The sequence below is a fragment of the Planomonospora parontospora genome, from assembly GCA_014647935.1.
Lineage (GTDB): Bacteria > Actinomycetota > Actinomycetes > Streptosporangiales > Streptosporangiaceae > Planomonospora > Planomonospora parontospora.
Window position 1 is genome coordinate 125,244 of the sequence record BMQD01000012.1, and the last position, 25,738, is coordinate 150,981.

Below are 25,738 nucleotides of genomic sequence, written 5' to 3' on the forward strand. Positions count from 1 at the left end.
GGCGTCAGCGGCGCCCGTACGTCAGCCGCCGCAGCGCCGCCTCGGCCGGCCCCCTCCGCCCGCCGGGTGCCGCCAGCGCGGCGAGCACCACGGTGGCCAGCCAGGCGGCCACGGCGATGCCGGACGCCGCGGCGTCGCCGACCCGGGTGCCGAGCCCTCCCGCGTAGGGCGCGAACACCGCCACGAAGATCACTGACTGGAGGAGGTAGCAGGTCAGCGACCACTGGCCGCACGCGGCCAGGGCCCTGACGACCGGCCCGGGATATCCGCGCCGCATCCGGCCGACGGCCAGTGCGATGACCGCCGCGTACGCGAGCCCGCCGGCGATGCCCGTCGTGCTGTGCAGGACGTACGCGGACACGGCCACCGGGTCCGAGGGCGTCCAGAGGCGGGTGTCGATCAGCATCAGCGGCAGCCCGCCCGCGACGGCCAGCCCTGCGCCCGCGAGGGCGACCCGGACGAGCAGGTCCCGGTGCGGCAGCGGGTCCTCCAGCAGGCGGCGGCGAGCCGCCCAGATCCCGAGCAGGAAGGCCGGCACCACGCCGGCGGCGAAGTACGTGGGCGTCATCCCGGCCCACCCGATGAGCCGCATCACCGTCGCCTCGATCGGGTCCGCCATGGCGGCGGGCGTGTCGCCCTTCGGTGCCGAGACGGTGAGCAGCCCGAAGCCGGACAGCACCACGACGTGCAGCACGAGCCCGGCGGCGGCGGCCCGCAGTACGGCCCGGTCCTCGCGCCGGACGAACCCGACGAAGACCAGCCCGATCAGCCCGTACGCGCCGAGGATGTCACCGAAGAACAGCAGCAGCGCATGGCAGAACCCGAACGCCAGCAGCCACAGGCTCCGGCGGCGCAGCACCCCGCGCACCTGCGGCCAGCCCCGGCCCGCGGCGAGCTGCCGGTCGGCGAGCTGCACCAGGCCGTAGCCGAACAGGGCGGCGAACATGGGCAGCGCGCGCCCGTCCACCAGCAGGATCTGCACCCCGGCGACCAGCCGGTCCAGGGCGCCGCCGTCCAGGGCGTAGCCGCGGAAGCCCGTCTCATGGCCCGACAGGTACATGTGCGCGTGCGCCAGCGCGATGAGCAGCAGCATCAGCCCGCGCGCGAGATCGGGCGCCGGCGCGCGCCGGGCGAGGGGAGTGGCCCCGTGGACGGGGGCGAGGGGGGCGACGGACATGACCGTCCCTTCGATATTAGATACACGACTGTAGCTCAAGACCAAGGTAGGATACAGCCGTGTAGCTGAGCAAGGGGGTGGTGATGGGCGAACACCCCGCCCGGACTCGCCGGCGCGGCGAAGAGCTGATCAAGGCCATCCACGACGCCGTACTGCAAGAAGTGGTGGAGGCGGGCGCGGGGCGGCTGACCATGGACGCCATCGCCCGGCGCGCGGCGACACCCCGCACCACCCTGTACCGCCGCTGGTCGGACCCGCTCGACGTGCTCCTGGACGCCCTCTACCACCAGCACCCGGTCGAAGAACCCACCCCCGGCGCAGACGACCTGAGAGGCGACCTCATCCGTGCCCTGCGCCTCATGGCCGACTGGGCCCTCAGCCCCGCCGGCCGCGCGGTCGCCGCCATCCTCACCGATCCCAAGAGCGCCGCGCTGATGTCCGAGGCACTGTTCGAGCGGGTCTTCGCCAACCGGGGCGGCACGTTCACCCGCACCGTGCTGCAGCACTACGCCGACCGGGGCCGCTTCCCGGCCGAGCTGCTCACCCCGGTCGTGGCCGACATCGGCGAGGCCCTCGTCACCAAGCGCCTCCTCGACACCGGGACGCCGCCCAGCGACGAGGACCTTTCCGCCATCGTCGACCAGGCGATCCTGCCCGCCCTCGGGCTCGGCCCGTGAGGACCGCAAGAGGACCGCGAGCAGCGCGCACGAGCCCGGAAAGCACGGCCGACCGGTACGGCGCTCTTCGGCGCCGTACCGGTCGGAGCCTGCGCCGCCGGCCCCACGGGGCCGGCGGGTGCGTCAGCGCGACGGCTCCCAGCCGCGCCGGGGAGCGCGGGAGCCGGTCGGCTGCTCGTCACGGCTGCGGTAGACCACGTACGGCCGGGTCAGGTACCCCACCGGCGCGGTCAGCATGTGCACCAGCCGGGTGAACGGCCAGATCGCGAACAGCAGCAGCGCGCTGAGCGCGTGCAGCCGGAACAGCAGCGGCGCGCCGGCCATCAGCGCCGGATCCGGCTGGAAGTAGAAGATCGACCGGAACCACGGCGAGATGGTCGTGCGGTAGTCGTAGCCGCCGCCGACGATGTTCGCCATCACCGTGGCGGCCAGGCCCAGCACGATGGCGACGGCCAGCACCGCGTACATCAGCTTGTCGTTGCGGGTGGTGGCGGTGAACACCGGGCCCACGGTGCGGCGCCGGTAGATCAGGATGGCCAGGCCGCCCAGGGTGGCCACCCCCGCGATCGTGCCCAGCACGACCGCGACCACGTGGTAGGCGTGCTCGCTGACGCCCGCCGCCTCGGTCCAGCTCTTGGGGATGACCAGCCCGCCGATGTGGCCGAGCAGCACCACCAGGATGCCGAAGTGGAACAGCGGGCTGCCGATGCGCAGCAGCCTGGACTCGTACATCTGCGACGAGCGGGTGGTCCAGCCGAACTTGTCGTAGCGGTAGCGCCACACGTGCCCCAGCACGAACACCGTCAGCGCCACGTACGGCGCCACCACCCACAGCACCACGTCCAGTGCGTTCACCTGCTCGCCTCCATCACGGCGTACGGTTCCAATCCGACCTCCTCGGCCGGCGGGCCCTGGGAGGCCAGCCGCAGCGCGGCCTCCTGGTCGCGCAGGCTCGCCGGGCCGAGCGTGGCCAGCACCGCGGCCACCACGTCGGCGTACGGCGAGTGCTCGGCCTCCAGCGCCCTGCGCAGCAGCTCCACCCCCGCCCGGTTCTCGGTCAGCAGCCGCCTGGCCTCCCGGACGGCGCCGCGCGCGAGCAGCTCGCACACCACCGCCAGGTGGTCGGGCAGCTCGCCGTCGGCGAGCTCGAACCCCGCGCTGCGGAAGGCGTGCTTGAAGCGCAGCAGCGCCGCCCCGCGCTTGCGGGTGTCGCCGTAGGCGTAGTACGTCAGGTACGGGCAGCAGCGCCTCTTCAGGTCGAATGTCGCCACGTAGTGGGCGGCCAGCTCGACCTGCCCGGCGATCCGCGCGTGCTCCAGGAAGGCGGCCAGCCGGTCGCGGACCTCCCCTTCCGGCAGGCCCGCGACCGCCCGCTCGAGCACCTCGCGCTCGCCGTACAGCCGCTCGTCGGGGTAGCCGAGCAGCACCGAGGCCACCAGGTGGGCGGTGCGCAGCGCGCCCTCCTCCAGTGCCGTCATGACTCCTCCTTCTTGCCGTTCTTGGGGAACAGCCCGTCCGGGGTGCCCTTGCCGTCCCAGTTGAGGAGGTTGACCCGGCCGCGCAGTTCGCCGGCGTCGTCCAGGTCGTCGCCGCGCTGGCGCTCCTTGAGCGCGTGGAAGTTCTCCACCGCGATCGGGGCGGGCATGCCGGAGGCCTCCCCGAACGGGCCGTTCATGCCGGGGCCGCCCTCGTAGTCGAGGCTGCAGCCGCTGCCCAGCGCCAGCTCCTCCAGTTGCGCGCCCTGCTCGGCGTGGGCCTTGGGGATGACGTAGCGCTCGTCGTAGGCGGCGATGGCCAGCAGCCGGTGCATGTCCTGGACGCCCTGACCGGTCATGCCTACCGCGGCCGCGATCGACTCGTCGGGTTCCTGGCCGAGGTTGAGGCGCCGCATGTAGGAGCGCATCGCGGCCAGGCGGCGCAGCACCGCGCGCACCGGTTCCGGGTCCCCGGCGGTGAACAGCTCCGCCAGGTAGCCGATCGGGATGCGCAGCGCGTCGATCGCCCCGAACAGGTTGCCGGCGTCCTCCCCGTCGTGGCCGGTGCCGGACAAGACGTCCACCACCGGCGACAGCGGCGGGATGTACCAGACCATCGGCATCGTCCGGTACTCCGGATGCAGCGGCAGCGCCACCCCGAACTCGAAGATCAGCTTGTGGATGGGCGAGTTGCGCGCCGCCTCCAGCCAGTCCTCCGGGATGCCCGCGGCGCGGGCCGCGTCGATCACCGCCGGGTCGTGCGGGTCGAGCATCACGCTCTTCTGCGCCTCCAGCAGCTCCTTGTCGTCGGCCACGGAGGCCGCCTCGGTCACCCGGTCGGCGTCGTACAGGATGATCCCGATGTAGCGCAGCCGGCCCACGCACGTCTCCGAGCAGACCGTGGGCAGGCCCACCTCCACCCGCGGGAAGCAGAACGTGCACTTCTCGGCCTTGCCGGTGCGGTGGTTGAAGTACACCTTCTTGTACGGGCACCCCGTCACGCACATCCGCCAGCCGCGACAGCGGTCCTGGTCGACCAGGACGATGCCGTCCTCGGAGCGCTTGTAGATCGCCCCCGACGGGCAGGAGGAGGCGCACGAGGGGTTGAGGCAGTGCTCGCAGATGCGCGGCAGGTAGAACATGAACGCGTTCTCGAAGTCGAGCTTGACCTGGTCGGATACCTTGCGCAGCACCGGGTCGGCCGGGGCCAGCTCCGGGCCGCCGGCCAGGTTGTCGTCCCAGTTCGCACTCCAGCTGATCTTCGTGGGCTCGCCGGTGATCAGCGAGCGCGGCCGCGCCACCGGCGTGTCGGCCTGCATCGGCGCGGAGAACAGCCGGTCGTAGTCGTAGGTCCAGGGCTCGTAGTAGTCCTGGATCGACGGCATCAGCGGGTTGGCGAAGATCGAGAACAGCTTCTTCAGCCGCCCGCCGGCCTTCAGCTTCAGTCGGCCGCGGGAGTTGAGCTCCCAGCCGCCCTTCCACTTGTCCTGGTCCTGGTAGGTGCGGGGGTAGCCCTGCCCTGGGCGGGTCTCGACGTTGTTGAACCACACGTACTCGGTGCCGGCCCGGTTGGTCCACGCCTGCTTGCAGGTGACCGAGCAGGTGTGGCAGCCGATGCACTTGTCGAGGTTCATCACCATGGCGAGCTGTGCCATGACGCGCATCAGTAGTCGACCTCCTGGTTGCGGCGGCGGATCACGGTCACCTCGTCACGCTGGTTACCGGTCGGCCCGAGGTAGTTGAACGCGAACGACAGCTGGGCGTAGCCGCCGATCAGGTGCGTGGGCTTGATCATCAGGCGGGTCAGGGAGTTGTGGATGCCGCCGCGCCTGCCCGAGGTCTCGCTCTTGGGCACGTCCACCACCCGCTCCTGGGCGTGGTACATGTACACCGTCCCGGCCGGCATGCGGTGCGAGACGATCGCGCGGGCCACCACGACGCCGTTGCGGTTGACCGCCTCCACCCAGTCGTTGTCGCGGATCTTCGCCCGCGTCGCGTCGGCCGGGCTCATCCAGATCGTCGGCCCGCCCCGCGACAGCGTCAGCATCAGCAGGTTGTCCTGGTATTCGGAATGGATCGACCACTTGGAGTGCGGCGTCAGGTAGCGCACCGTGATCCCGTCGGCGATCCCGTCGGCGCCCTCCTGCCCGGCCGAGCCGATGCCCGGCTCGCCGAACAGCGCCGTCATGTTCAGCGGCGGCCGGTAGACCGGCAGCGCCTCGCCCGCCTCGTGGATCCAGTCGTGGTCGAGGAAGAAGTGCTGGCGGCCGGTCAGGGTGTGCCAGGGCTTGCGGTGCTCGACGTTGATGGTGAACGCCGAGTAGCGGCGCCCGCCCGTCTCGCTGCCCGACCACTCCGGCGAGGTCGTCACCGGCACCGGCCGCGCCTGGGTGTCGGCGAACGTGATCTGCTTGTGCTCGTCGGCGAGCCCGTCGAAGCTCGTGCCGGTGCGCCGGCCCAGCGTCGCGAAGCCCTGCGCGGCCAGGTGGCCGTTGGTGGTGCCCGACAGCGCCAGGATCGTCTCGCACATGTGGGTGTCGCGGGCCAGCGACGGCCGCCCGTCGGCCACCCCGCCGCGCACGGTGCCGTTCATCCGGCCCAGCCGCTCGATCTCCCCCGACACGTCGTAGGTCAGGCCCTTGGTGGTGGCGCCGAGCTTCTCCATCAGCGGCCCCAGCGCGGCCATCTTCTGCGCGATCGCGCCGTAGTCCCGCTCCACCACGGTGATCTTCGGGAAGTCCCGGCCCGGCACCGGGGTGCGCCCCTCGGCCCGCCAGTCGCGCACCACCCCGCCCGGGGTCGCGAACTCGTCCGGCGTGTCGTGCAGCAGCGGCACCGCCACCACGTCCTTGCGCACCCCCAGATGGGTGGCGGCCAGCGTGCTGAACGCCTCGGCGATGGAGGCGAACGCCGCGAAGTCGGTACGGGTCTGCCACGGCGGGTCGATCGCCGGGCTGAAGGCGTGCACGAACGGGTGCATGTCGGTCGAGGACAGGTCGTGTTTCTCGTACCAGGTGGCGGCCGGCAGCACGATGTCGGAGAACAGCGTCGTCGACGTCATCCGGAAGTCCAGCGACAGCAGCAGGTCCAGCTTGCCCTGCGGCGCCTCGGGGTGCCAGCGCACGTCACCGGGACGGTGCTCCGGCTCGGCCTCGGCGGCGCGCAGCGAGGAGTCGGCGCCCAGCAGGTGCCGCAGGAAGTACTCGTTGCCCTTGGCCGACGAGCCCAGCAGGTTGGCCCGCCACACCGTCAGCACCCGCGGCCAGTTGGCGGGGGAGTCGGGGTCCTCGCAGGCGAAGCCGAGCCCGCCCGCGGCCACCTGGGAGGCGATGTACGGCCCGGCCTCCTGCCCGGAGGCGGCCGCCTCCTCGGCCAGCTCCAGCGGGTTGCGGTCGAACGTCGGATACGACGGCATCCAGCCCATGCGCGCCGAGGCCGACAGCAGGTCCGCGGTCGCCTTGCCGGTGAACGCGCCGCCGCCCAGCGGCGAGGAGACCGTGCCGGCGCTGTAGGTGTCGTAGCGCCACTGGTCGGTGTGCAGGTACCAGTAGGCGGTGCCGATCATCTGCCGGGGCGGGCGCGACCAGTCGGTGCCGAACGCCATGTGCGCCCAGCCGGTGACCGGCCGGCACTTCTCCTGGCCGACGTAGTGCGCCCAGCCGCCGCCGTTGACGCCCTGGCAGCCGGTCAGCGTGGTCAGCGCCAGGAAGGAGCGGTAGATCGTGTCGGAGTGGAACCAGTGGTTCGTCCCCGCCCCCATGATGATCATCGAGCGGCCGCGGGACTCCTCGGCGTTGCGCGCGAACTCCCGGGCGATCTTCACCGCCTTCGCCGCGGGCACCCCGGTGATCGCCTCCTGCCAGGCCGGCGTGTACGGCGCCGACGCGTCGTCGTAGGAGGCCGGCCAGTGCCGCTCACCGTCGGTGCCCGGCTCGGCGCCGCCGGCGCGGCTGGAGCCGCCCGGCCGGGCCACGCCGTACTGGGCGAGCATCAGGTCGAAGACCGTCGTCACCAGCCGGCCGGCGACCTCGCGCACCGGCACGCCGCGCCGCAGCACCCCGCCGGTTCCGCCCGCGCCGTCGCCGGCCTGGTCGAAGCGGGGCAGCAGCACCGTCGCGTTGCGCCCGCCGTGCAGGCTCAGCAGCGGGTCGACGCCCTGCAGGTCGAGGTTCCAGCGGCCCTGGCCCTGCTCGGAGTAGCGGAAGCCCAGCGAGCCGTTGGGCACGACCGGCTCACCGGTCGCCGCGTCCAGCAGCACCGTCTTGAACGCCGCCTCCTCGCCGCTCTCCCCGAGGTCGGCGGCGGTCAGGAACTTGCCCGGCACGTACCCGCCGCCCTCGCGCTCGGCCAGCGTCACCAGGAACGGCAGGTCGCTGTGGCGCTTGACGTAGTCGGTGAAGTACGGCACCTGCCGGTCGACGAAGAACTCCTTGAGGATCACGTGCCCCATCGCCATGGCCAGCGCCCCGTCGGTGCCCGGATGCGGCGCCAGCCACTCGTCGGCGAACTTCGTCGCGTCGCTGTAGTCGGGGGTGACCACCACGACCTTCTGCCCCCGGTAGCGGGCCTCGGTCATGTAGTGCGCGTCCGGGGTGCGCGTCACCGGCACGTTGGAGCCCCACAGCATCAGGTAGGCCGCGTCCCACCAGTCGGCCGACTCCGGCACGTCGGTCTGGTCGCCGAACACCTGCGGCGAGGCCACCGGCAGGTCGGCGTACCAGTCGTAGAACGACAGCATCGTGCCGCCGATCAGCGACACGAACCGGGCGCCGGAGGCGTGCGAGACCATCGACATCGCCGGGATGGGGGAGAACCCGGCGACCCGGTCGGGACCGTAGGCCTTGATCGTGTGCACGTGCGCGGCCGCGATGATCTCGGTCGCCTCGTCCCAGGTGACGCGCACCAGGCCGCCCTTGCCGCGCGCCGCCTGGTAGCGGCGCCGCTTGTCCGGATCGGTGGTGATCTCCGCCCAGGCCGCCACCGGGTCGCCGAGGCGCGCCCTGGCCTCCCGGTACATCTCCACCAGCACGCCGCGGGCGTACGGGAAGCGCACCCGGGTGGGGGAGTAGGTGTACCAGGAGAACGCCGCGCCGCGCGGGCAGCCGCGCGGCTCGTACTCCGGCCGGTCGCCCCCGACGCTGGGATAGTCGGTCTGCTGCGACTCCCAGGTGATGATGCCGTCCTTGACGTACACCTTCCACGAGCACGACCCGGTGCAGTTCACCCCGTGCGTGGAGCGCACCACCTTGTCGTGGCTCCACCGGTCACGGTAGAACGCGTCCGCCGCCCGGCCACCGATCTGGTGCAGCGTCCGCAGGTCGTCGGAGACCGTCCCGGCGCGCAGATGCCGGCCCAGCCGCAGCAGCGCGTCGTCGACCGGCCCGTCCATGCCCGCCATATGTGATCCTCTTCCTCTCGTCACAGACCGCACATCCCCGGAATGCCCGCTCTCATGACCATCCATCTTGATCATTTTTTGGCTGTGCGTCCCCGGGAGGGAAGCGGCCGGCTCCGGCTGCGGGGTCCGTGCCGGGTCCCCGCCGCCCCGAGCGTGCCCCGGAGCGCCGCCCCTCATCCTCCCGACAGGGCATATCCCGGCCTCAGGGTCTTTAGTCCCGCAGGTCAGGCCCAAAGACCCAAAGATCTACGCAAACACCCCTCGGGAGATCCGAAGCAGCACGGAACCGCGCGCGACGGCCGGACCGCGGACGACGGGCCGGGATGCGGGGACCGGCCGCGCTCAGGTCGCCGGCAGCGCCGCGGCCAGCAGCACCACGCCGGCCGACCCCACCAGCGCCGTCACCGCCATGGCACGCGCCAGGGCGGGTCGCCCGCCGCCCGTGGCCCACCCGTGCAGGCCCGCCGCGGCCATGACCGCGCAGAACAGCACCAGCTTGGCGGCCAGGATCCGCCCGTAGCCGGGCTCGGCCAGCGACGCCCACGTGACGCCCTTGCGCCAGGCCAGCGCCACCCCCGTGCCGAGCTGCACCGGCAGGAACACCGCGCCGGTGAACAACCCGAAGCGCCGGCCCACCGCGCGCATCACCCCGGCGCGCCGCTCACCGTCCAGCAGCCGCCGGGCCAGCGGCAGCACCACCAGCGACACCGTCAGCTGCCCGCCCACCCACAACGCCGCCGACAACACGTGCGCGAACCGCACCACCGTCCACCAGGTCACCGCGCACCCACCTCGAACAGGCCGTGCGCGCCACCCTCGGCCCGGTGCATCGTGTGGTCGACCACCGGATAGGCACCCGCCTCGGGGAAGACCAGTTCGGCGAACCCCCCCTGAGCCGGCGCCAGGTCCAGCACCTGCGCACCACCCGCATCACCGGCCCGCAGCAGGTAGGCGCCCTCCTTGTAGACGGTGTCGAACGGCGCCCCCACCACGTGCAGCGCCGTACCCGAGCCCGGCCCCGCCGCCACCGCCCAGATCCGCACCCGCTCACCGGCCCTGGCCTCCAGCGGAGCGTGGTCGTAGCCGGCCGCGGTGCCGTTGAACATCCACCCGTCGGGCCGCCCTTCACGCAACTTGACGACCTGGGCGTCACCCCCCGGCTCACCCAGGTACAGCTCACCCTGGACCAGCAGGTACTCGCGGTCCACCCGCGCCAGATCCGGCGGGTCGATGACCACCGCCCCGTACATGCCCGAAGCGATGTGCTGGGTCATCGGCATGGTCGAGCAGTGGTACAGCCACGCCCCGGCGAAACCCGCCCGGAACCGGTAGGTCAGCCGCTCACCCGGCTGGATCGTGCGCATCACCTCATCGGGGGCGTTCGCCCCGGCGTGGAAGTCGATGCCGTGCCCCATGGTGCCGCCGTTGACGAACGTCACCGTGAACACGTCCCCGACCTTCCCGCGCAACACCGGCCCGGGCACGGTCCCGTTGAACGTCCACATCCGCTGCCGCACCCCGGGGGCGACCTCCAGCACCGCGCGGTCGTCCACCCGGATCTCCACCTCGTGCTCGGCGCCGCCGGGCGCGGGCTTCAGCGCCGCGTCGTACGGCCTCCATCCGGGCGACATCGCCGCCCCCAGGTCCAGGCCCGTACCCGCGGCGCCCGCACCGGCCCGCGTGCCGTCCGCCGCGCCGTGCGCGCCGTGCCCCGCCCCCGCGCCGCCGGCGGTGTCCCCGGCCGTGCCCCTACCGGAGCCGGCGAGCGCGCCCACCGGCACGATCCGCATCGTCATGCCCGCGGCACGGTGCCCGGCCACGGTGCACCAGCCCTCGACCTGCCCGCCGAGCGGCGCCAGCGTCAGCACGGCGCTCTGCCCGGCCGCCAGCATCGGGGTGCGCTCCCCGCTCGCCAGCCGCAGATCGTGCCGCTGGGCGTCGGTGTTGGTGACGCGCAGCGTCAGCACGGTACCGGGCGCCGCCTCGATCACCGCAGGCCGCACCCGCATCCCCGACAGCGTCACCTCGACCGTCTTGGCGCCGGTCGCGGCCATCACAGGACCGGCTCCCGTAGAGCCGGTGACGGCCACGACCACCGCGGCGGCCGTCAGCACGCACCCGGCGACCACCCCGGCCAGCGCGGGGGAGAGGACCGGCCGGCCCGCCCCGCCCCGCCCACCGGCCGGCCCACCGCCTTCATGCCCGCCGCTCGCCCGCTCGGCCGAAGCGGCCCGCACCAGCGCCACCACGGCCAGCACGACGAACACCGCCACCGCCGCCAGCACCAGCGCCCAGCCCAGCACCGCCAGCGGCCGCGGCACCGGCAACGCCAGCAGCACCACCCCGGCGTTGAACGCCGCCAGCCGCGCCACCCAGCCCCGCTCCAGCAGCGCCGCGTTCTCCTTGAACCGGACCGGGCCGCCGCCCAGCACCGCCGGCAGCAGATGCAGCAGCGACCCCAGCAGCACCTGACCTGCGAACCCGGCCACCACCAGCGGCAGCAGCGGCTCCAGCCCGGCCGCGACCCCACCCGCCGGGCGGGTGGCCACCACCACCACGTCCGCGACCAGCGCCACCTCGAACCACACGACACCGGCGCCCAGCATCCAGGCCGCCCCGGTGTGCGGCCGGCGCACCCGCACCGCCTCGGCCAGCGGCACCAGCGCCGCCAGCGCCCCGGCCGCGTAAACCACCAGCCCCGCCGCCGCCACCGGCCGCAGATCCGCCGCCAGCCCCCCCGTCAGCAGCACCAGGCCGGGCACCGCCAGCCGCAGCCCCACCACCGACGCCCGCCGGGTCCGCTCCGGCATGCGCGTGCGCAGCACCGTCGGCCACAGCGTGAACAACGTGCCCAGCACCGTCAGACCCACCCAGCCCAGCAGGTTCACCTGGGCGTGCGCGGCGTGCAACCGCTCGTGCACCGCGCCGTGCCCGACGTGCGCGGCCAGCAGAGCGCCCAGTGTGCCGCCTGCCGCCAGTGCCCCGGCCGCGCACACGTACCAGGCGATGACATGGCCGAACCGGCCGGGCAGCGCCCGCCGCGCCAGCCGCACCAGCGCCGCGGCATGCCACACCACGACCGCCACGACCACCCCCGCCCCGCCGATCGCCACCCCCGCCGGACCGGCCGCCACGCCGTACAGCACGGCCACCGCCGCGGCGTTCAGCAGCCCGAGCCGGGCCAGGCTCCACCGCGGATCCGGGGTCCGGGCGCGCAGCAGCGCCACCGCGAAGTGCTCGCTCCAGATCAGGATCGCGGTGCTCACCGCACCCAGCAGGAAGACATGGATCAGCAGCCAGCGCGGCGCCGGCAGCCCGTCACCGGCCACCGCCACCGCCACCGTCAGCGCCAGCCACCCCACCACCAGCGCATTGGCCCGCAGATGCCAGGGCGCGCGGCGACGCACCGGCCCCGCATGCGGCTCCACCGGCGGGTCCTTCTCGATACGCACCTCAACCGATGCCACCTCAGGTCACCTTCCCATCGAAGCCCGCCGCACCAGCGCGGCGGCACACCCGGCGAACACGAGCAGAGCGATCCCAGCGAGCAGCCCACCGGCCACCCGCACCGCCTCGGCGGCCGCCAGATCCCCGGCGACGCGCACCGCCACCGGCACATACAGCACCGGCCGGTACGGCAGGCCCACCCGCAAGCACGGCCGGCAGGATCACCGGCGCGTGCGCGAACACGCGAACACCATCGACACGACGAAACCCAGGAACAGCGCGTGCAGCGCCGCGTCGTACAGGTACTCACCTGCGGCCGGCCCGGTGGCCGCCCACGGGGCTCCGGTGACCGCCGGCCACCCGTACCCGGCCAGCAGGCACGCCGCCGCATACCGCGTACAGGCCGGCGAGCAGGGCGGCAGCGGCACCGGCCAGCATCGCAAGCCGCCCGGCGGCCGGACGGAACGCCTCCCACGCTATGCGGCGGTGACCGGCCGGCCCTGGGCTCAAAGGCCGTCACCACAGGGACCAAAGTCCCGTTCCATCCCGTTACGGGACTTTCAGCCCGCCGATCAGGGGCCTGTGCCCCTTCAGGCGGACCCGTCCGCGACCGAAGGCTCATAGGGAGGCGATCCCGGACCGCGGGCCCGCCGCTGCGCCCGAAGGAGAAGACGCATGAACGACCTGCGCGGACCGGCCACGGCACTGGTGGGTGCCGTCGGCGCCGCCGCACTGACGGCCGGCGCCGTCATGACGGCCCGCGGCCTGCAGGGCAGGGGCGAGATCCGCGACGAACTGATCCGCCAGAAGATCACCTTCCCCGGCAAGGGACTACCGCGGCAACTGGCCGCCCAGGCCGGCCGGCGGGTGGAGACCGGGCCGCAGGCACGCGCGTTCGCCGACGTGATCGGCGGCAACGTCCGCCAGGCCACCCAGGGCCGCACCTACTCCGAGGTCAGCGCCGACCTGCACGCCGCCGGCGGCCAGGACGAGACCCTCGGCGCGCTGCGCCAGACCGCGTTCATGGGCGAGACGCTGCGCGCCTCGCTGATGACCGCCTACCAGGCCTGGCAGCTCACCTCCCTGACCGTCGGCCTGGGCGTGGTCCTCATGGGCGTCGGCGCCGCCTTCATCACCGTCAGCGCGGCGCTGCGCCCGGCAGGCGGGCCGTCCGGCGGCTGACCGCCCCCGCCCGCCCCGGCAGGGCCGGGCCGGACCGCAGGGGCCGGGCGCAACCCGCATCCGGCCCCTGCCACGGTGACCCGCACCAACCTGATCGACCTGCCCGACATCGCCCACCTGGTCTGCGAACGCGGCGTCCTGCTGTGGAGCGTGTTCCTGCTCATCGGTGACCTGGCGGAACTGCGGGGCGCCAGGCCCATGGGGGAGGGGACCGGAACGGCGTCCGGTCGCATCCGGCGGCGGCGCCGCTCAGTCCCGCTGATCGATGCGGCGGCCCGACACCTGCTCGGTGGCGATGACGATGAAGTGGTCACGCGTCCCCGGCGCCCACGGCGTCAGCGGCAGCCCGGCCAGCCGGGCGGCCTCGGCCGGGTCCTCCACCGCCCGCGCGTGTCCCACCACCGTCACCGACCACCCGGTGCGCGCGGCCGGATCGAACTCGTCGACCTCGAAGGCCACCACGGTCCGGCGCGTGGCGGCGGCCAGCTTGGAGCCGGCCGTCGTACGGATGACGATGTCCTCCCCGTCGAGGCAGAAATTCACCGGCTGCACCGCCGGCAGGGCACGGTCGGTGAAGACGATCCGCCCGATCGGGCATGAGCCCAGCAGGCTCATGCACTCCTGGTAGGAGAGCACCTGCAGGCCGGCCGAGTCGAGTCTCATGCCCCCAGCCTGCCAGACCGCCCACCTGCGAGTTCAGGGACGAAAGTCCCTTCGTCACCGCCGGACGACCCCGACCGCACCGCACCCGGGCAGGACGCCGAGCCCGTACGGCCCACCGCGCACCGACCAGGCCGGCCGGGCCGAACGCCCTTGATCACACAAGGACCTTGTGCCCTAGATGATCAAGGGAAAAGCGGGAACCGTCATCCCCATGGAGAAACTGCAGCGCATCGACGCCTACTGGCGGGCCGCCAACTACCTGTCGGTCGGACAGATCTACCTGCTGGACAACCCCCTGCTCACCGAGCCCCTCGCGGTCGAGCACATCAAACCCCGCCTGCTCGGACACTGGGGCACCACCCCCGGGCTGAACTTCTGCTTCGCCCACCTCAACCGGATCATCGCCGAACGCGACCAGGAGATGATCTACATCGCCGGTCCCGGGCACGGCGGACCCGCCGCGGTCGCCCACGCCTGGCTGGAGGGCTCCTACACCGAGAAATACCCCGACGTCACCCGGGACGCCGCGGGCATGCGGAAGCTCTTCCGCCAGTTCTCCTTTCCCGGCGGGGTGCCCAGCCACGTCGCCCCCGAGACGCCCGGCTCCATCCACGAGGGCGGCGAACTCGGCTACGCCCTGGCCCACGCCTACGGCGCGGCCTTCGACAACCCGGAGCTGGTGGTGGCCTGCATCGTCGGAGACGGTGAGGCCGAGACCGGCCCGCTGGCCGCCAGCTGGCACTCCAACAAGTTCCTCGACCCCTACCGCGACGGCGTCGTTCTGCCCATCCTCCACCTCAACGGCTACAAGATCGCCAACCCCACGGTCCTGGCCCGCATCCCCGAAGAAGAACTCCTCAAGCTCATGGAGGGCTACGGCTACCGCCCCCACATCATCTCCGGCGACGACCCCGCCGCCATGCACGAACTGACGGCCCGCACCCTCGACACCGTCTTCGACCAGATCGCCGAGTTCAAGAACGGCCGGGCCACCCGCCTACCCATGATCATCTTGCGGACCCCCAAGGGCTGGACCGGGCCCCGCGAAGTCGACGGCCTGCCCGTCGAAGGCACCTGGCGCTCCCACCAGGTCCCCCTGTCCAACGTCCGCGGCAACGACGAATACCGGCGCCTGCTCGAAGAGTGGATGCGCTCCTACCGGCCCGAAGAGCTCTTCGACGCCGACGGCCGCCCGCTGCCGGAGATCCTGCAGACCGTACCCGCCGGACCCCGCCGCATGAGCGCCAGCCCGCACGCCAACGGCGGCGAGATCCTGCGCCCCCTGGCCCTGCCCGACTTCCGCGACTACGCCGTCGACGTCAAGACACCCGCCGCCCAGCAGACCGAACCCACCCGCGTCCTCGGCGCGTTCCTGCGTGACATCATCGCCGCCAACCCTCGCACCTTCCGCCTCATGGGCCCCGACGAGACCGCCTCCAACCGGCTCGGCGCCGTCTTCGAGACCACCGACCGCACCTGGAACGCCGAGATCCTGCCGACCGACACCGACCTGGCCGCCGGCGGCCGCGTCATGGAGGTGCTGTCGGAGCACCTGTGCCAGGGCTGGCTGGAGGGCTACCTGCTCACCGGCCGCCACGGCCTGTTCAACTGCTACGAAGCCTTCATCCACATCATCGACGCCATGTTCAACCAGCACGCCAAATGGCTCGACGCCTGCCACGACATCCCCTGGCGGCGCCCCGTCGCCTCGCTCAACTACCTGCTCTCCTCCCACGTCTGGCGCCAGGACCACAACGGCTTCAGCCACCAGGACCCGGGCTTCCTCGACGTCGTGGTCAACAAGAAGGCCGACGTGGTGCGCGTCTACCTGCCGCCGGACGCCAACACCCTGCTCTCGGTCGGCGACCACTGCCTGCGCTCCCACGACTACGTCAACGTCGTCGTCGCCGGCAAGCAACCCGTCCTGGACCTGTTCACCATGGACGAGGCCATCGCCCACTGCACCCGCGGCCTGGGCATCATCGAATGGGCCAGCAACGACGCCGGAGACGACCCCGACGTCATCCTGGCCTGTGCCGGCGACGTCCCCACCCTGGAGACCCTCGCCGCCGCCGCCCTCCTGCACGAGCACCTGCCCGAGCTGAAGGTCCGCGTCATCAACGTCGTCGACCTCATGCGCCTGCAACCCCCCAGCGAACACCCCCACGGCATGTCCGACGCCCAGTTCGACGCCCTGTTCACCCCCGACAAACCCGTCATCTTCGACTTCCACGGCTATCCCTGGCTCATCCACCGCCTCACCTACCGCCGCGCCGGCCACCACAACATCCATGTGCGCGGCTACAAGGAGGAAGGCACCACCACCACCCCCTTCGACATGGCCATGCTCAACGACATCGACCGCTACCACCTCGTCATGGACGTCATCGACCGCGTCCCCGGCCTGGGCACCCGCGCCGCCCACCTGCGCCAGCAGATGTCCGACGCCCGCCTGCGCGCCCGCGCCCACACCCGCGAGCACGGCGAAGACCTCCCCGAGATCCGCGACTGGACCTGGACCCGCTGACGGCGCCCTCCCCGGCCCCGGGCACCCCTCCCGAGGGAGGGATGCCCGCTCCAGCCGCCGCCCACCGGCCGCACAAGGCATGATCATGGGGGAGACGAGCACCTGGACCGCCCCCTCCGGGCGGCCCCCACCCACCGGGAGGACGACCACGATGGACATCATGAAACTGGCCGAGCAGGCCGGGGACGCCACCGCCGTCAGCCGCGTGTTCGGTGAACCCGTCACCCGCGACGGCGTCACCGTCATCCCCGTCGCCAAGATCAGCGGCGGCGGGGGAGGAGGAAGCGGCAGCGGCAAGCGGCAGGGCGGCGAGCACCCCGACACCGGCGAAGGCGCAGGAGGCGGATTCGGGCTCCGCGCCGCACCCGCCGGAGTCTTCGTCATCAAAGACGGCGAGGTCCGCTGGCAACCCGCCCTCGACGTCAACCGCATCGTGCTGGGCGGCCAGATCGTCGGCATCGTACTGCTGCTGACCGTCCGCGCCGTCACCCGCCTGCTGACCCGCCGGCGCGGCAGGCGCTGACGACGCCGGGGGAAGGGCCGCCCTGGTCAAGCGCCCGCCCGTCCTGAAGTGACCAAGCGGCCATCGGCCCGCCGAGCGCCCGCCCTCCCCGGCACGGAGGACGGGCGCTTCCCGCACCCCGGGTCCTTCCGCCGGGAGACTCCCAGGCCCCTGCGAACCTCCCCGGAAAGCCTCTAGGGCGCCGGACCGGGCGCCACCCTCGCCACCCGCTGAGCGGGTCCCGCCCGCCCCGCCTCCGAACCGGCGCCCCGGCCGCACAGAGCATCCGCACCACCGTGATTACTGAAATATGAACCTGTAAGCCCTTTCGTCCCAACGGCGGCGGGCACAGGAAGGGTGCACCCAGAGCACCCACGGTGAGAGGCGACCGCAGTGCCGGTACCGGAGACGGCCACCGCCCACGTCCATCCGGACGAGGGAGCCCGGCACGGCCGCCTCACCGCCCGCCCCGCCCTCACCTCCTCCACCGCCGAACCCGGCGTCCACCGCCTGACCGGACAGGCCCTGCTGTACGTCCCGCAGACCCCCCACCCTCCCACTCGACTGGCCGTCGTCCTCCACGGCGCCGGCGGCACCGCCGGACAGGCCCTCGGCTGGCTGTCCCCCCACGCGACCGCCGCCACCGCCATGCTCCTGGCCCCCCAGTCCATCGCGCCCACCTGGGACATGATCACCGGCGGATACGGGCCCGACGTGACCCGGCTCGACACCACCCTGCGGGAGACCTTCGCCCGCACCACCGTCGAAACCGTCGCCATCGCCGGTTTCTCCGACGGCGCCTCCTACGCCCTGTCCCTCGGCGTCACCAACGGCGACCTGTTCACCGCCGTCCTGGCCTTCTCCCCGGGCTTCATGGCCCCCCTCGTCCGCCACGGCCGCCCCCGCTTCCACATCTCCCACGGCACCGGCGACCGCGTCCTGCCGATCGAACACTGCAGCCGGCGCCTCGTCCCCCGGCTGCGCAAGAGCGAATACCCCGTCACCTACGAGGAGTTCACCGGCGGCCACGAGGTACCCGAGCAGACCGCCGCCGACGCCATGCGCTGGTGGACCGGCGGATGAACCCGCCCGCACCCGCCACCGGCCGAACCGAGACGACGACAGGAGGAGCACAGATGGTCCGCAAGAAGATGGAAGGCGACGAGCAGCAACGCCGCACCGCAACCGACCTGACCCCGCGCCGGGCGGCCGTCCGGGCCGGGAGCGCCTCCCAGAAGGCGCCCGATGCCCACTCGGCCCGCGCGTAAATCATTTGTCAGCCCGGTTCCGGCCTGCCATGGTTCGTCATGGCCCGGCGGCCGGTCACCGTTGGTGATCCGTCGGCCACTCCATGAATGTTTTCGCCGGGAAGGCGCGATGAATTGACGGCCATCAAGGACATGGATGAACGGTACGCGGACCTCTGCCGGAGGTCCCTGGCCGAAGAGCAGGCCCGGAGCCTGGCGGCCACCGGCGGCTGGGCCCATGTCGACAAGGACCGGGTCCACAAGGATTGGCATGACCTCTACAGCGAGATGGCGAGCAGCCTGGCGGGGGCCCGACCGGCGGATGACCACATCCAGCTGTTCGTCGAAAGGCACTTCGAGATAGCCAGCCGTTTCTACGTCCCCACCAAGGAGGCCTACCTCGGCATGGCGATCCTCTATGCGGAGGACTCCGCCATGAAGGAGTTCCATAATTCCTATCATCCAGAGATGGTCGATTTCCTGGGCGGCGCCATGTACGCGTACGCACAGAAGAGGCTCTGAGCCCTTCAGGTCCCCGATGAGGTCAGGCGCCGGGTCGGCGGCAGCGCCGCCGCCTGCACGAACGTTTCACCACGGAAATAGGAGGCGGCAGCCACATGCCCATGCCGGCATGGTCGCTTTGCGCCCGATGTGAAAGGACCTGAGGGGCCATGCCCAGCGCCATCACTTTGATCCGCTCCGCTTCTCTGTCCGACGTCGCTCAGTACGCTTATGCAGCCACGGCGCCTGCCGAGTCACGGCTCATCTTCCTCGCCGGAGCGTGTCCCCTGAACGAGGACGGCTCGGTGGCAGCGATTGGGGACTACGCAGGTCAAGCAGCGAAAGCCATCGAGAACATGCAGACGGCCCTCACTGCCGCCGGCGCATCATTGCAGGACGTCATCAGCACAAGGGTTCTGGTCGCGTCCACCCGGCAGGAGGATCTGGGGGCTGCCTGGAAGATAGTCCGGGAATCGTTCGGTGAACATGACGTACCGAGCACCTTGATGGGAGTCACCGTGCTTGGTTACGACGACCAGCTCGTTGAGATCGAAGCCGTCGCCGCCGTCCTCGACTCCTGAGCGTAAGCGTACGGCCGGGCGCCCCGGGCTCGCAGACGGCTTCGTCCAGGCCGGTCTCTCCGGCCCGGACCAGGACGTCCCGCCAGGGCGCCCCGGTCCGGGCCTGCCACAGGATCCCGTTGATCACCTGCCGGTGGTCGCGCCACTGGCCGCCCCGGCCACCGCGTTCCGGCAGCAGCGGGCTGATCTGCTCCCACCGCCGGTCGGTGAGTTCTCCCCGAGGCACCATGCCCGCCCCATCGATGACCAGGCAGAACTCCTGAGAAGATTCACAGGACAGGCCTTAGTGGACGGTTCGATCTGCTTTGCCGGGGTCTCGCAGGAAGGCGACCATGTCGTCGAAGAGGCCGGCGGGGGCCAGCGACCGGGGGGCGAGGATCGCGGCGAGTGTGAGCTTGACGTCCGAGTCCGCGAGACTCCGGCGGACCAGGGAGTGGTCCGCGTCCGGGTAGCGCCTGACCCGGAGCGCCGAGAGGGTGTCACGGTAGACGGCCTCGGTCTCGGCGACGTCGACGTTGAGGTCGTGGCCGGCCAGGACGAGCAGGGTGGGGATCCGGCCGGTCGCCGGATGCCTGAGATCCGCGGTCGCGTCGGCGGTGTGATTGCGCAGGATGAACCGCCAGCGGTCCGCGGTGAGACCGTCCGCCTCCCCTCCCATGGTCTGCCGGTACTGCTCGAAGGACGCCTTCGCCCGCAGCAGGCGCCGCGTCTTGTCGCTGCGCTCGACAGCGCTGCGGATCTCGGCGGCGGTCGCGCCGTCGGCCCGCATCTCGGCGAGCAGGTTGTAGCGGCCCTGGCGGAGCCAGTTGATCGCGGGCGAGACGGCGATCACGAAGCCCACATCCGGAACGCGGGCGGTGACCTTGGGCAGCACCCAGCCCGCCTGGCTGGCGCCCCACAGCCCGATGCGGCCGGCGTCGAGGTCCCGGCGGGAACGGGCCCACGCGATGGCGCTCTGCACCTCCTCCGCCCGCTCCTCCATGCCCTGGTCCAGCCAGTTGCCCGCCGAGCCGCCGACCCCGGGCTTGTTCCAGGAGAGCGAGGCGTAACCCGCGCGGGCGAACGCCTCCCACATGGGGCGGTAGAAGCCGTCGTGGGTCGCGTCGACGGGGCCGTCGCCGTGCACGAAGACGACCAGCCCGAAAGGTCCTCTCCCGGAGGCGGGGGTGGCGAGCACACCGTCCAGCGGTTGCGGGCCCCCGGGGATCGTCACCCGCTCCTCACGCAGGTCGTAGGTGTTCTGGACGAGCACCACCCCCGCACCCGCCGCCGCCAGGAGGACGAGGACGAGCACCGCGATCAGCGATCTGCGCATGCGCCGGCTCACCATGCGGTCCCACCCGTGCCGGGCTTCCTGGAATCCATGACATCTCCCTCATAAAACTATCGTTTCCCCGACGATCGTAATAGAATCGAGCGATATGAGGAGCAGTCAAGCGATCACCATCCGGCGAGGAGTGCCACCCGGCACCGAACGACAGGCGGCCGAGCTCTACTGGGAGGCCTTCGGCCGCAAGCTCGCCCCGGCCCTCAACCCACCGGACAAGGCCGTCGGCTTCATCGCGGCGCACCTGAACCACGACCGGGCCGTCACCGCACTCGCAGGAGACCGACTCGTCGGACTGGCCGGATACCGGCACGCCGACCGCACCCTCACCGGGGGAACGGCAGGCGACGTGCTGCGCTCCTACGGACTGCTCTCCGGCCTGCCCCGGCTCGCCCTGCTGGCCCTGCTGGAACGCGACCCCGCCCCCGGCGAGCTGGTGATGGACGGCATCACCGTCGACCCGGCCCACCGGGGCACCGGCGTCGGAACCCTCCTGCTGCAGGAGATCACCTCGGTCGCGGCCACCCTCGGCTACCGGCAGATACGCCTCGACGTCATCGACACCAACCCCCGCGCCCGGGCACTGTACGAACGGCGCGGCTTCACCGCCACCGGAACCGAGCACACGCCGTACCTGCGCACCCTCATGGGATTCGGAGCGGTCACGACCATGCGCCGCCCCGTCACCACCCCGCAAGGCGGCCGAGGATGACGACCACCCGGCGACCGCAATCCCCGGGAAGCGAAACCCCGCGCGCCGAGGTCCCGACCCGCACCCTCGTCTACGGACTGGTCCGCCGGGACGGCACCGTCCACGCCGGCGAACTCTACGCCGTCGCCGAAATCCTCGGCATGAGCGACCAGCAGGTCCGCCTGTGCATCGGGCGGCTCACCGACGAAGGACGCTTCACCCGCGAGGGCCGCGGACGCAAGGCCGTCCTGCGAGCCACCGCCGGCGTCACGAACTCACCCGCCCTGACCGCCGGATTCGTCCGCCACGCCTTCCGCCAGGACCGGGGCCTGCAACCATGGGACGGCCTCTGGCACCTGGTCGCCTTCGCCGTCCCGGAAAGCGCCCGGGCCGCACGCGACGGCCTGCGCGAAGCCATCCTGCGACTCGGCGGCGCCCCCCTGCACAACGGCCTCTACGTCTCCGCCCACCCCTGGGAAGACCTCGTCGAGACCGAGGCCCACCGGCTGGGCCTCGCTCCCGCACTCACCCACCTCACCTGCACCCACCTGCGCATGGGCGGCGAACACGACCCACGCGCACTGGCCGCGTCACTGTGGCCGCTGCAGGAGATCGCCGCAGGCTACGAACGGCTCGCCGAGGTCACCCGGCCCCGCCTGCACCGGGTGACCGGACCGGAACCGCTCACCCGCACGGAAGTGCTCGCCATCGAAATCGAGCTCGCCGCCGAACTCACCCGCGCGATGGACCCCGACCCCCTGCTCCCGCCCGAACTGCTCCCCGCGGACTGGCCCGGCGGCCGGGCCCGGGCCGCGGTCGCCGACTGCTGGACCGCCCTGCGCGACCGGCACGACGGCGAAGCCCCGCCCGTCCGCCTCTTCGAGCTCTACGACGAGGCCGCCGAAGCAGCCGACCCCTGACCCGCCGTGACACCCGCCCCTGATCCGCCGGGCACCACACCGGATCAGGGACGGGCCCGGAAGGTGGCGCGGTAGACCTGAGGGGAGGTGCCGACGACACGGGCGAAATGGGCACGCAACGTCGCCGGAGAACCCATCCCCACCACTTCCGCGATCCGGCCCACCGGCAGATCGGTGCTCTCCAGCAGATGCTGGGCACGGCGGATACGGGCCTGCAACAGCCACTGCAGGGGAGTCGTCCCGACCTGAGCACGGAACCGCCGAGTCAGGGTCCGTACGCTGACGCAAGCCTGACGAGCGATGTCGCCGAGACTGAGCGGCCGGTGCAGATTGGACTCCATCCAGGCCAGGACGGGCTGAAGCGCGGCACCCGGATCACGGGGATCGGCGTGCCGGATGAACTGCGCCTGGCCACCGTCGCGCTGAGGCGACATCACCATCCGGCGAGCCGTCTCAGCCGCCACCGCCGAGCCGTGATCGCGCCGGACCAGATGCAGGCACAGGTCGATGCCGGCCGCCACACCGGCCGAAGTGAGCAGATCACCGTTGTCGGTGAACAGCACCGAGGCGTCGACCTCGACGGCGGGATGACGCCGGGCCAACTCGGCGGCGTAGACCCAATGCGTGGTCGCCCGCCGCCCGTCGAGCAGCCCGGTGGCCGCCAGCAGGAACGCCCCGGCACAGATCGAGGCGATCCGCGCACCACGCCCGGCCGCCGCCCGCACCGCCTCCAGGACATCCCCGGGCGGCTCCTCCAGGAAACCCCAATGACCGGGGATCACCAGGGTGTCGGCCGCCGCGAGGTCATCGAGACCCCACCCGGTCTCCACCCGCATCGCACCGAAAGGCTCCGAGGTCCGAACGGCACCGCCGAAGGTGCACAACCGCGTCTCGTACAGCGGCCGACGCCGATCACCGGTGGAACTGCCGAAGACCTGCGCGGGCACCGCCATGTCGAAGGCGACCACCCCGTCCATCGCCAGCACACCCACCACATGCATGGCCAGAATCTAGCGCACTACGGCATTACAGCCGCTTTCCGCACACCCCCTTGACGACCACGATCGAACCCATGACCGATCACTTCACCGACTTCGCGATCCCCGACACCCCACTGACCCGCAAGACCTACGCGTTCGTCCAGGAGACCGCCCCGCAGGCCGTCCTCACCCACAGCGTGCGCAGCTACCTGTTCGGCAGGGCCATCGGCGAGCGGCACGGACTCCGAGCCGAACACGACTACGACGACGAGGTCCTGTTCCTGGCATGCATCCTGCACGACGCCGGACTGATCGAACAGGGCGATCGAGGCGGACGGTTCGAGGCGGACGGCGCGGACCTGGCCGCGGAATTCCTCACCGGACAAGGACTGGCCGCCGACCGGACCCGCCTGGTCTGGGACGCGATCGCCCTGCACACCAGCCTCGGCATCGCCGACAGGATGCGGCCCGAGATCGCACTCACCCACACCGGCACGGGAGCGGACGTGGCGGCCTTCGGCGCCGAGCAACTCCCCGCGGGCTACGCCGACCGGGTGCACGCCGCCTACCCGAGGCTGGGCGGCGGCACCGAGCTGACCGACCTCATCACCGGCCAGGCGGCACGCAACCCGGCCAAGGCACCCCCCTTCTCCTTCCCGGCGCAACTGCTGCGACAGGACCTCCCCGGTACGACCGTCCCGCCCTGGCGGGAAGTGGTCGCCGCGGCCTGGCCCGGCGTCGCCTGACAGGCCCGCCCCCGCCGGCCCGCGGGAAGCCGCCCTCCCGCGGGCCGGGAACACACCCTCGGCTAACGCCCCTGCAGAGACCTGACGTTGTCACCGAAGGTCCAGCCCCTCGAGCCGTCCCAGTTGACGGACCAGGTCATCAAACCCTTGAGACCGCCGTCGAAGGCGTTCCAGCCCTGGGCGACCAGAGCGGGCGACATGTAACCGCCCCCGGCGCCGGGCTGGGCAGGCAGACCGGGGACCTGCTTGTCGTAGGGCACCCTGATCGTGGTGCCCTGCACGACCAGCCCGTCGTTCAGGCAGGCGGTCTGCGCGGTGAAACCCTGGACCGTGCCCGCGGAGTAGGAGTCACCGGAGCAGCCGTACATGCTCCCGTTGTAGTACTGCATGTTCAGCCACCACAGGCGGCCGTTGTCCGCGTACTTCTTGATGATCGGCAGATAGGCGCCCCAGATGGAACCGTACGTCACGCTGCCACCGGTGACGTAGGCCGTCTCCGGAGCCATGGTCAGGCCGAACTCCGGCGGCATCTGGGCGAGCACCCCGTCGATGATGCGGATGAGGTTGCTCTGCGAGGGCGAGAGCCGGCCGATGTCCCCGCTGCCGGTGAGGCCGGTCTCGATGTCGATGTCGATACCGTCGAAGTTGTACCTCTTCAGGATCGGCACGACGGTCGCCACGAAACGGTCGGCGACGGCGCTGGAACCCAGGTCGATACCGGCGGTCGCCCCGCCGATGGACATCAGGATCGTCAGCCCCGCGGCCTTGGCCTGGCACATCTCGGCCGGGGTGGCCACCTTCACGGTGGAGTCCATGCCGTCCTCCCACAGCACGGTGCCGTCGGAGCGGATGACCGGGAACGCGGCGTTGACGACGTTGTAACCGTGCTGCCGGATACGGGGATCGGTGATCGGCGTCCAGCCGAACGGCGGGTGCACACCGTTCACCGCGCCGTCCCAGTTCTCCCAGTAGCCCTGGAGGACCTTACCGGCGGGCCTGGCCTTCACCGGGCAGGTGCCTTCCGTCGGAGACGGCGTCGCAGAGACCGTCGGAGTGGAGGAAACCGTGGGGGAGACCGTCGGAGTGGGGGAGACGGTCGGGGTGCCTCCGGGCCCGTCCAGGTCGACGTCGTCGGCATAGTAGGTCCCCTGCCCGTACCAGCCGTGCAGATAGACCGTGGCACTGGTCTGGCCGGCCGCGGTGGTGAAGGAGACGGTGAGCCGCGTGTAGGCCTGCGCCGACGAGGTCCAGGCGGAAGCGCCGCCGGTCACGCCGAGGTAGACGTGGCTGCCCCGCACCCAGGCGCTCAGCGTGTAGGCGGTGCCGGGCCGTACGGGCACCGTCTGGGTGCACCGGGCGGTGTCGGAGCCCCCCGCCGCGCCGGCGAGCGCCTTCGTGCCGGAGCGGACCGGGGAGCCGGTCACCGATCCCAGCCCTCCCGCACAGGTCCAGGGGGAGAGGGTCCCGCTCTCGAAGCCGGGATTACCGAGCAGGTTGGCCGCGTGGGCCTGCGCCCGCGTGACGAGCGTGCCCGCGACCACCACCAGCAGGAGCGAGACCGCGAGCGTCAGCAGGCGGGAGATCCGTTTCATGGGCAGCCCTTCTGTCACCCGGCCGCAGGAACACCGGGAATTGACGGGGGAGCCGCGATGACGGAAGTCGCGATCCGTAGATTCAATGAATTATCGGAACAAGCC

At 71.9% G+C, this 25,738-nt stretch carries 23 protein-coding genes and 1 pseudogene; 11 read left to right on the forward strand and 13 right to left on the reverse strand.

Going from position 1 to position 25,738, the window contains the following annotated elements; all coding sequences use genetic code 11:
• Positions 1-4 precede the first annotated feature (4 nt).
• On the reverse strand, positions 5-1,177 hold the full coding sequence (locus IEZ07_RS19860; protein WP_191896105.1) for a DUF418 domain-containing protein: 1,173 nt from the start codon (positions 1,175-1,177) through the stop codon (positions 5-7).
• An 83-nt stretch (positions 1,178-1,260) separates the two neighbouring features.
• On the opposite strand from IEZ07_RS19860, the gene IEZ07_RS19865 reads away from it, so the two are divergent.
• Complete coding sequence (locus IEZ07_RS19865; protein WP_191896106.1) at positions 1,261-1,854, forward strand: TetR/AcrR family transcriptional regulator; 594 nt, start codon at positions 1,261-1,263, stop codon at positions 1,852-1,854.
• A gap of 123 nt (positions 1,855-1,977) precedes the next feature.
• Here the strand turns inward: IEZ07_RS19865 and narI are convergent, their stop codons facing one another.
• From narI to IEZ07_RS36460, 7 genes and pseudogenes are all read right to left on the reverse strand, one after another.
• A complete protein-coding gene (narI, locus tag IEZ07_RS19870; RefSeq protein WP_204054465.1) occupies positions 1,978-2,709 on the reverse strand; it encodes a respiratory nitrate reductase subunit gamma in 732 nt (243 codons plus the stop codon).
• Positions 2,706-3,332, reverse strand: coding sequence for a nitrate reductase molybdenum cofactor assembly chaperone (narJ, locus tag IEZ07_RS19875; RefSeq protein WP_191896107.1), 627 nt, complete (start codon positions 3,330-3,332; stop codon positions 2,706-2,708). Before narJ ends, narI begins: the two co-directional genes overlap by 4 nt.
• A complete protein-coding gene (narH, locus tag IEZ07_RS19880; RefSeq protein WP_191896108.1) occupies positions 3,329-4,993 on the reverse strand; it encodes a nitrate reductase subunit beta in 1,665 nt (554 codons plus the stop codon). Before narH ends, narJ begins: the two co-directional genes overlap by 4 nt.
• Positions 4,993-8,727, reverse strand: coding sequence for a nitrate reductase subunit alpha (locus IEZ07_RS19885; protein WP_191896109.1), 3,735 nt, complete (start codon positions 8,725-8,727; stop codon positions 4,993-4,995). The genes narH and IEZ07_RS19885 overlap by 1 nt, the downstream gene beginning before the upstream one ends.
• Before the next feature lie 342 nt (positions 8,728-9,069).
• Positions 9,070-9,507: a hypothetical protein gene (locus tag IEZ07_RS19890; protein ID WP_191896110.1), complete on the reverse strand. Its 438-nt coding sequence runs from the start codon at positions 9,505-9,507 to the stop codon at positions 9,070-9,072.
• Positions 9,504-12,194 (reverse strand): multicopper oxidase domain-containing protein, encoded by a 2,691-nt coding sequence (locus tag IEZ07_RS19895; protein WP_191896111.1) that lies wholly within the window; start codon positions 12,192-12,194, stop codon positions 9,504-9,506. The genes IEZ07_RS19890 and IEZ07_RS19895 overlap by 4 nt, the downstream gene beginning before the upstream one ends.
• 6 nt (positions 12,195-12,200) lie before the next feature.
• Positions 12,201-12,602, reverse strand: a pseudogene (locus IEZ07_RS36460) (DUF8744 domain-containing protein).
• 247 nt (positions 12,603-12,849) lie between these two features.
• On the opposite strand from IEZ07_RS36460, the gene IEZ07_RS19905 reads away from it, so the two are divergent.
• Entirely contained in the window at positions 12,850-13,356 is a 507-nt protein-coding gene (locus IEZ07_RS19905; RefSeq protein WP_191896113.1) for a hypothetical protein, read from the forward strand.
• Between the two features lie 249 nt (positions 13,357-13,605).
• Here IEZ07_RS19905 and IEZ07_RS19910 read toward each other — a convergent pair whose 3' ends face one another.
• Complete coding sequence (locus tag IEZ07_RS19910; RefSeq protein ID WP_191896114.1) at positions 13,606-14,019, reverse strand: pyridoxamine 5'-phosphate oxidase family protein; 414 nt, start codon at positions 14,017-14,019, stop codon at positions 13,606-13,608.
• A 211-nt stretch (positions 14,020-14,230) separates the two neighbouring features.
• Between IEZ07_RS19910 and IEZ07_RS19915 the strand changes: the two genes are divergently transcribed.
• The 6 genes from IEZ07_RS19915 to IEZ07_RS19935 all read left to right on the forward strand — a co-directional run bounded on the left by IEZ07_RS19915 (position 14,231) and on the right by IEZ07_RS19935 (position 19,377).
• Positions 14,231-16,546, forward strand: coding sequence for a phosphoketolase family protein (locus tag IEZ07_RS19915; RefSeq protein WP_191896115.1), 2,316 nt, complete (start codon positions 14,231-14,233; stop codon positions 16,544-16,546).
• 151 nt (positions 16,547-16,697) lie between these two features.
• Complete coding sequence (locus tag IEZ07_RS19920) at positions 16,698-17,069, forward strand: spore germination protein GerW family protein (protein WP_068903895.1); 372 nt, start codon at positions 16,698-16,700, stop codon at positions 17,067-17,069.
• A 372-nt stretch (positions 17,070-17,441) separates the two neighbouring features.
• Positions 17,442-18,131, forward strand: coding sequence for an alpha/beta hydrolase (locus tag IEZ07_RS19925; protein ID WP_191896116.1), 690 nt, complete (start codon positions 17,442-17,444; stop codon positions 18,129-18,131).
• A gap of 53 nt (positions 18,132-18,184) precedes the next feature.
• Positions 18,185-18,316, forward strand: a complete 132-nt coding sequence (locus IEZ07_RS35800) for a hypothetical protein (RefSeq protein ID WP_275413845.1) — start codon at positions 18,185-18,187, stop codon at positions 18,314-18,316.
• A 114-nt stretch (positions 18,317-18,430) separates the two neighbouring features.
• A complete protein-coding gene (locus IEZ07_RS19930; RefSeq protein ID WP_204054464.1) occupies positions 18,431-18,817 on the forward strand; it encodes a TipAS antibiotic-recognition domain-containing protein in 387 nt (128 codons plus the stop codon).
• A gap of 149 nt (positions 18,818-18,966) precedes the next feature.
• Positions 18,967-19,377, forward strand: a complete 411-nt coding sequence (locus tag IEZ07_RS19935; RefSeq protein WP_191896117.1) for a RidA family protein — start codon at positions 18,967-18,969, stop codon at positions 19,375-19,377.
• Here IEZ07_RS19935 and IEZ07_RS36310 read toward each other — a convergent pair.
• Both IEZ07_RS36310 and IEZ07_RS19945 read right to left on the reverse strand, forming a co-directional pair.
• The gene (locus IEZ07_RS36310; protein WP_204054463.1) at positions 19,310-19,606 is read right to left on the reverse strand and encodes a transposase; all 297 of its coding nucleotides are present in this window, start codon (positions 19,604-19,606) and stop codon (positions 19,310-19,312) included. The two genes, IEZ07_RS19935 and IEZ07_RS36310, sit on opposite strands and share 68 nt — an antisense overlap.
• A 54-nt stretch (positions 19,607-19,660) precedes the next feature.
• Positions 19,661-20,692 (reverse strand): alpha/beta hydrolase family protein, encoded by a 1,032-nt coding sequence (locus tag IEZ07_RS19945; RefSeq protein ID WP_204054462.1) that lies wholly within the window; start codon positions 20,690-20,692, stop codon positions 19,661-19,663.
• Between the two features lie 106 nt (positions 20,693-20,798).
• Here IEZ07_RS19945 and IEZ07_RS19950 point away from each other — a divergent pair, with 106 nt between their 5' ends.
• Both IEZ07_RS19950 and IEZ07_RS19955 read left to right on the forward strand, forming a co-directional pair.
• Positions 20,799-21,416 carry a GNAT family N-acetyltransferase gene (locus IEZ07_RS19950; RefSeq protein WP_191896119.1) on the forward strand — a complete coding sequence of 206 codons (618 nt, stop codon included), beginning with the start codon at positions 20,799-20,801 and terminating at the stop codon, positions 21,414-21,416.
• Positions 21,413-22,315 (forward strand): PaaX family transcriptional regulator C-terminal domain-containing protein, encoded by a 903-nt coding sequence (locus IEZ07_RS19955; RefSeq protein ID WP_191896120.1) that lies wholly within the window; start codon positions 21,413-21,415, stop codon positions 22,313-22,315. Before IEZ07_RS19950 ends, IEZ07_RS19955 begins: the two co-directional genes overlap by 4 nt.
• A 44-nt stretch (positions 22,316-22,359) precedes the next feature.
• Here IEZ07_RS19955 and IEZ07_RS19960 read toward each other — a convergent pair whose 3' ends face one another.
• Positions 22,360-23,316 carry a GlxA family transcriptional regulator gene (locus tag IEZ07_RS19960; RefSeq protein WP_191896121.1) on the reverse strand — a complete coding sequence of 319 codons (957 nt, stop codon included), beginning with the start codon at positions 23,314-23,316 and terminating at the stop codon, positions 22,360-22,362.
• 71 nt (positions 23,317-23,387) lie between these two features.
• On the opposite strand from IEZ07_RS19960, the gene IEZ07_RS19965 reads away from it, so the two are divergent.
• A complete protein-coding gene (locus tag IEZ07_RS19965) occupies positions 23,388-24,041 on the forward strand; it encodes an HD domain-containing protein (protein WP_191896122.1) in 654 nt (217 codons plus the stop codon).
• A 62-nt stretch (positions 24,042-24,103) separates the two neighbouring features.
• On the opposite strand, the gene IEZ07_RS19970 is transcribed toward IEZ07_RS19965, so the two are convergent.
• Positions 24,104-25,633, reverse strand: a complete 1,530-nt coding sequence (locus IEZ07_RS19970; RefSeq protein WP_191896123.1) for a glycosyl hydrolase family 18 protein — start codon at positions 25,631-25,633, stop codon at positions 24,104-24,106.
• Between the last annotated feature and the right edge of the window lie 105 nt (positions 25,634-25,738).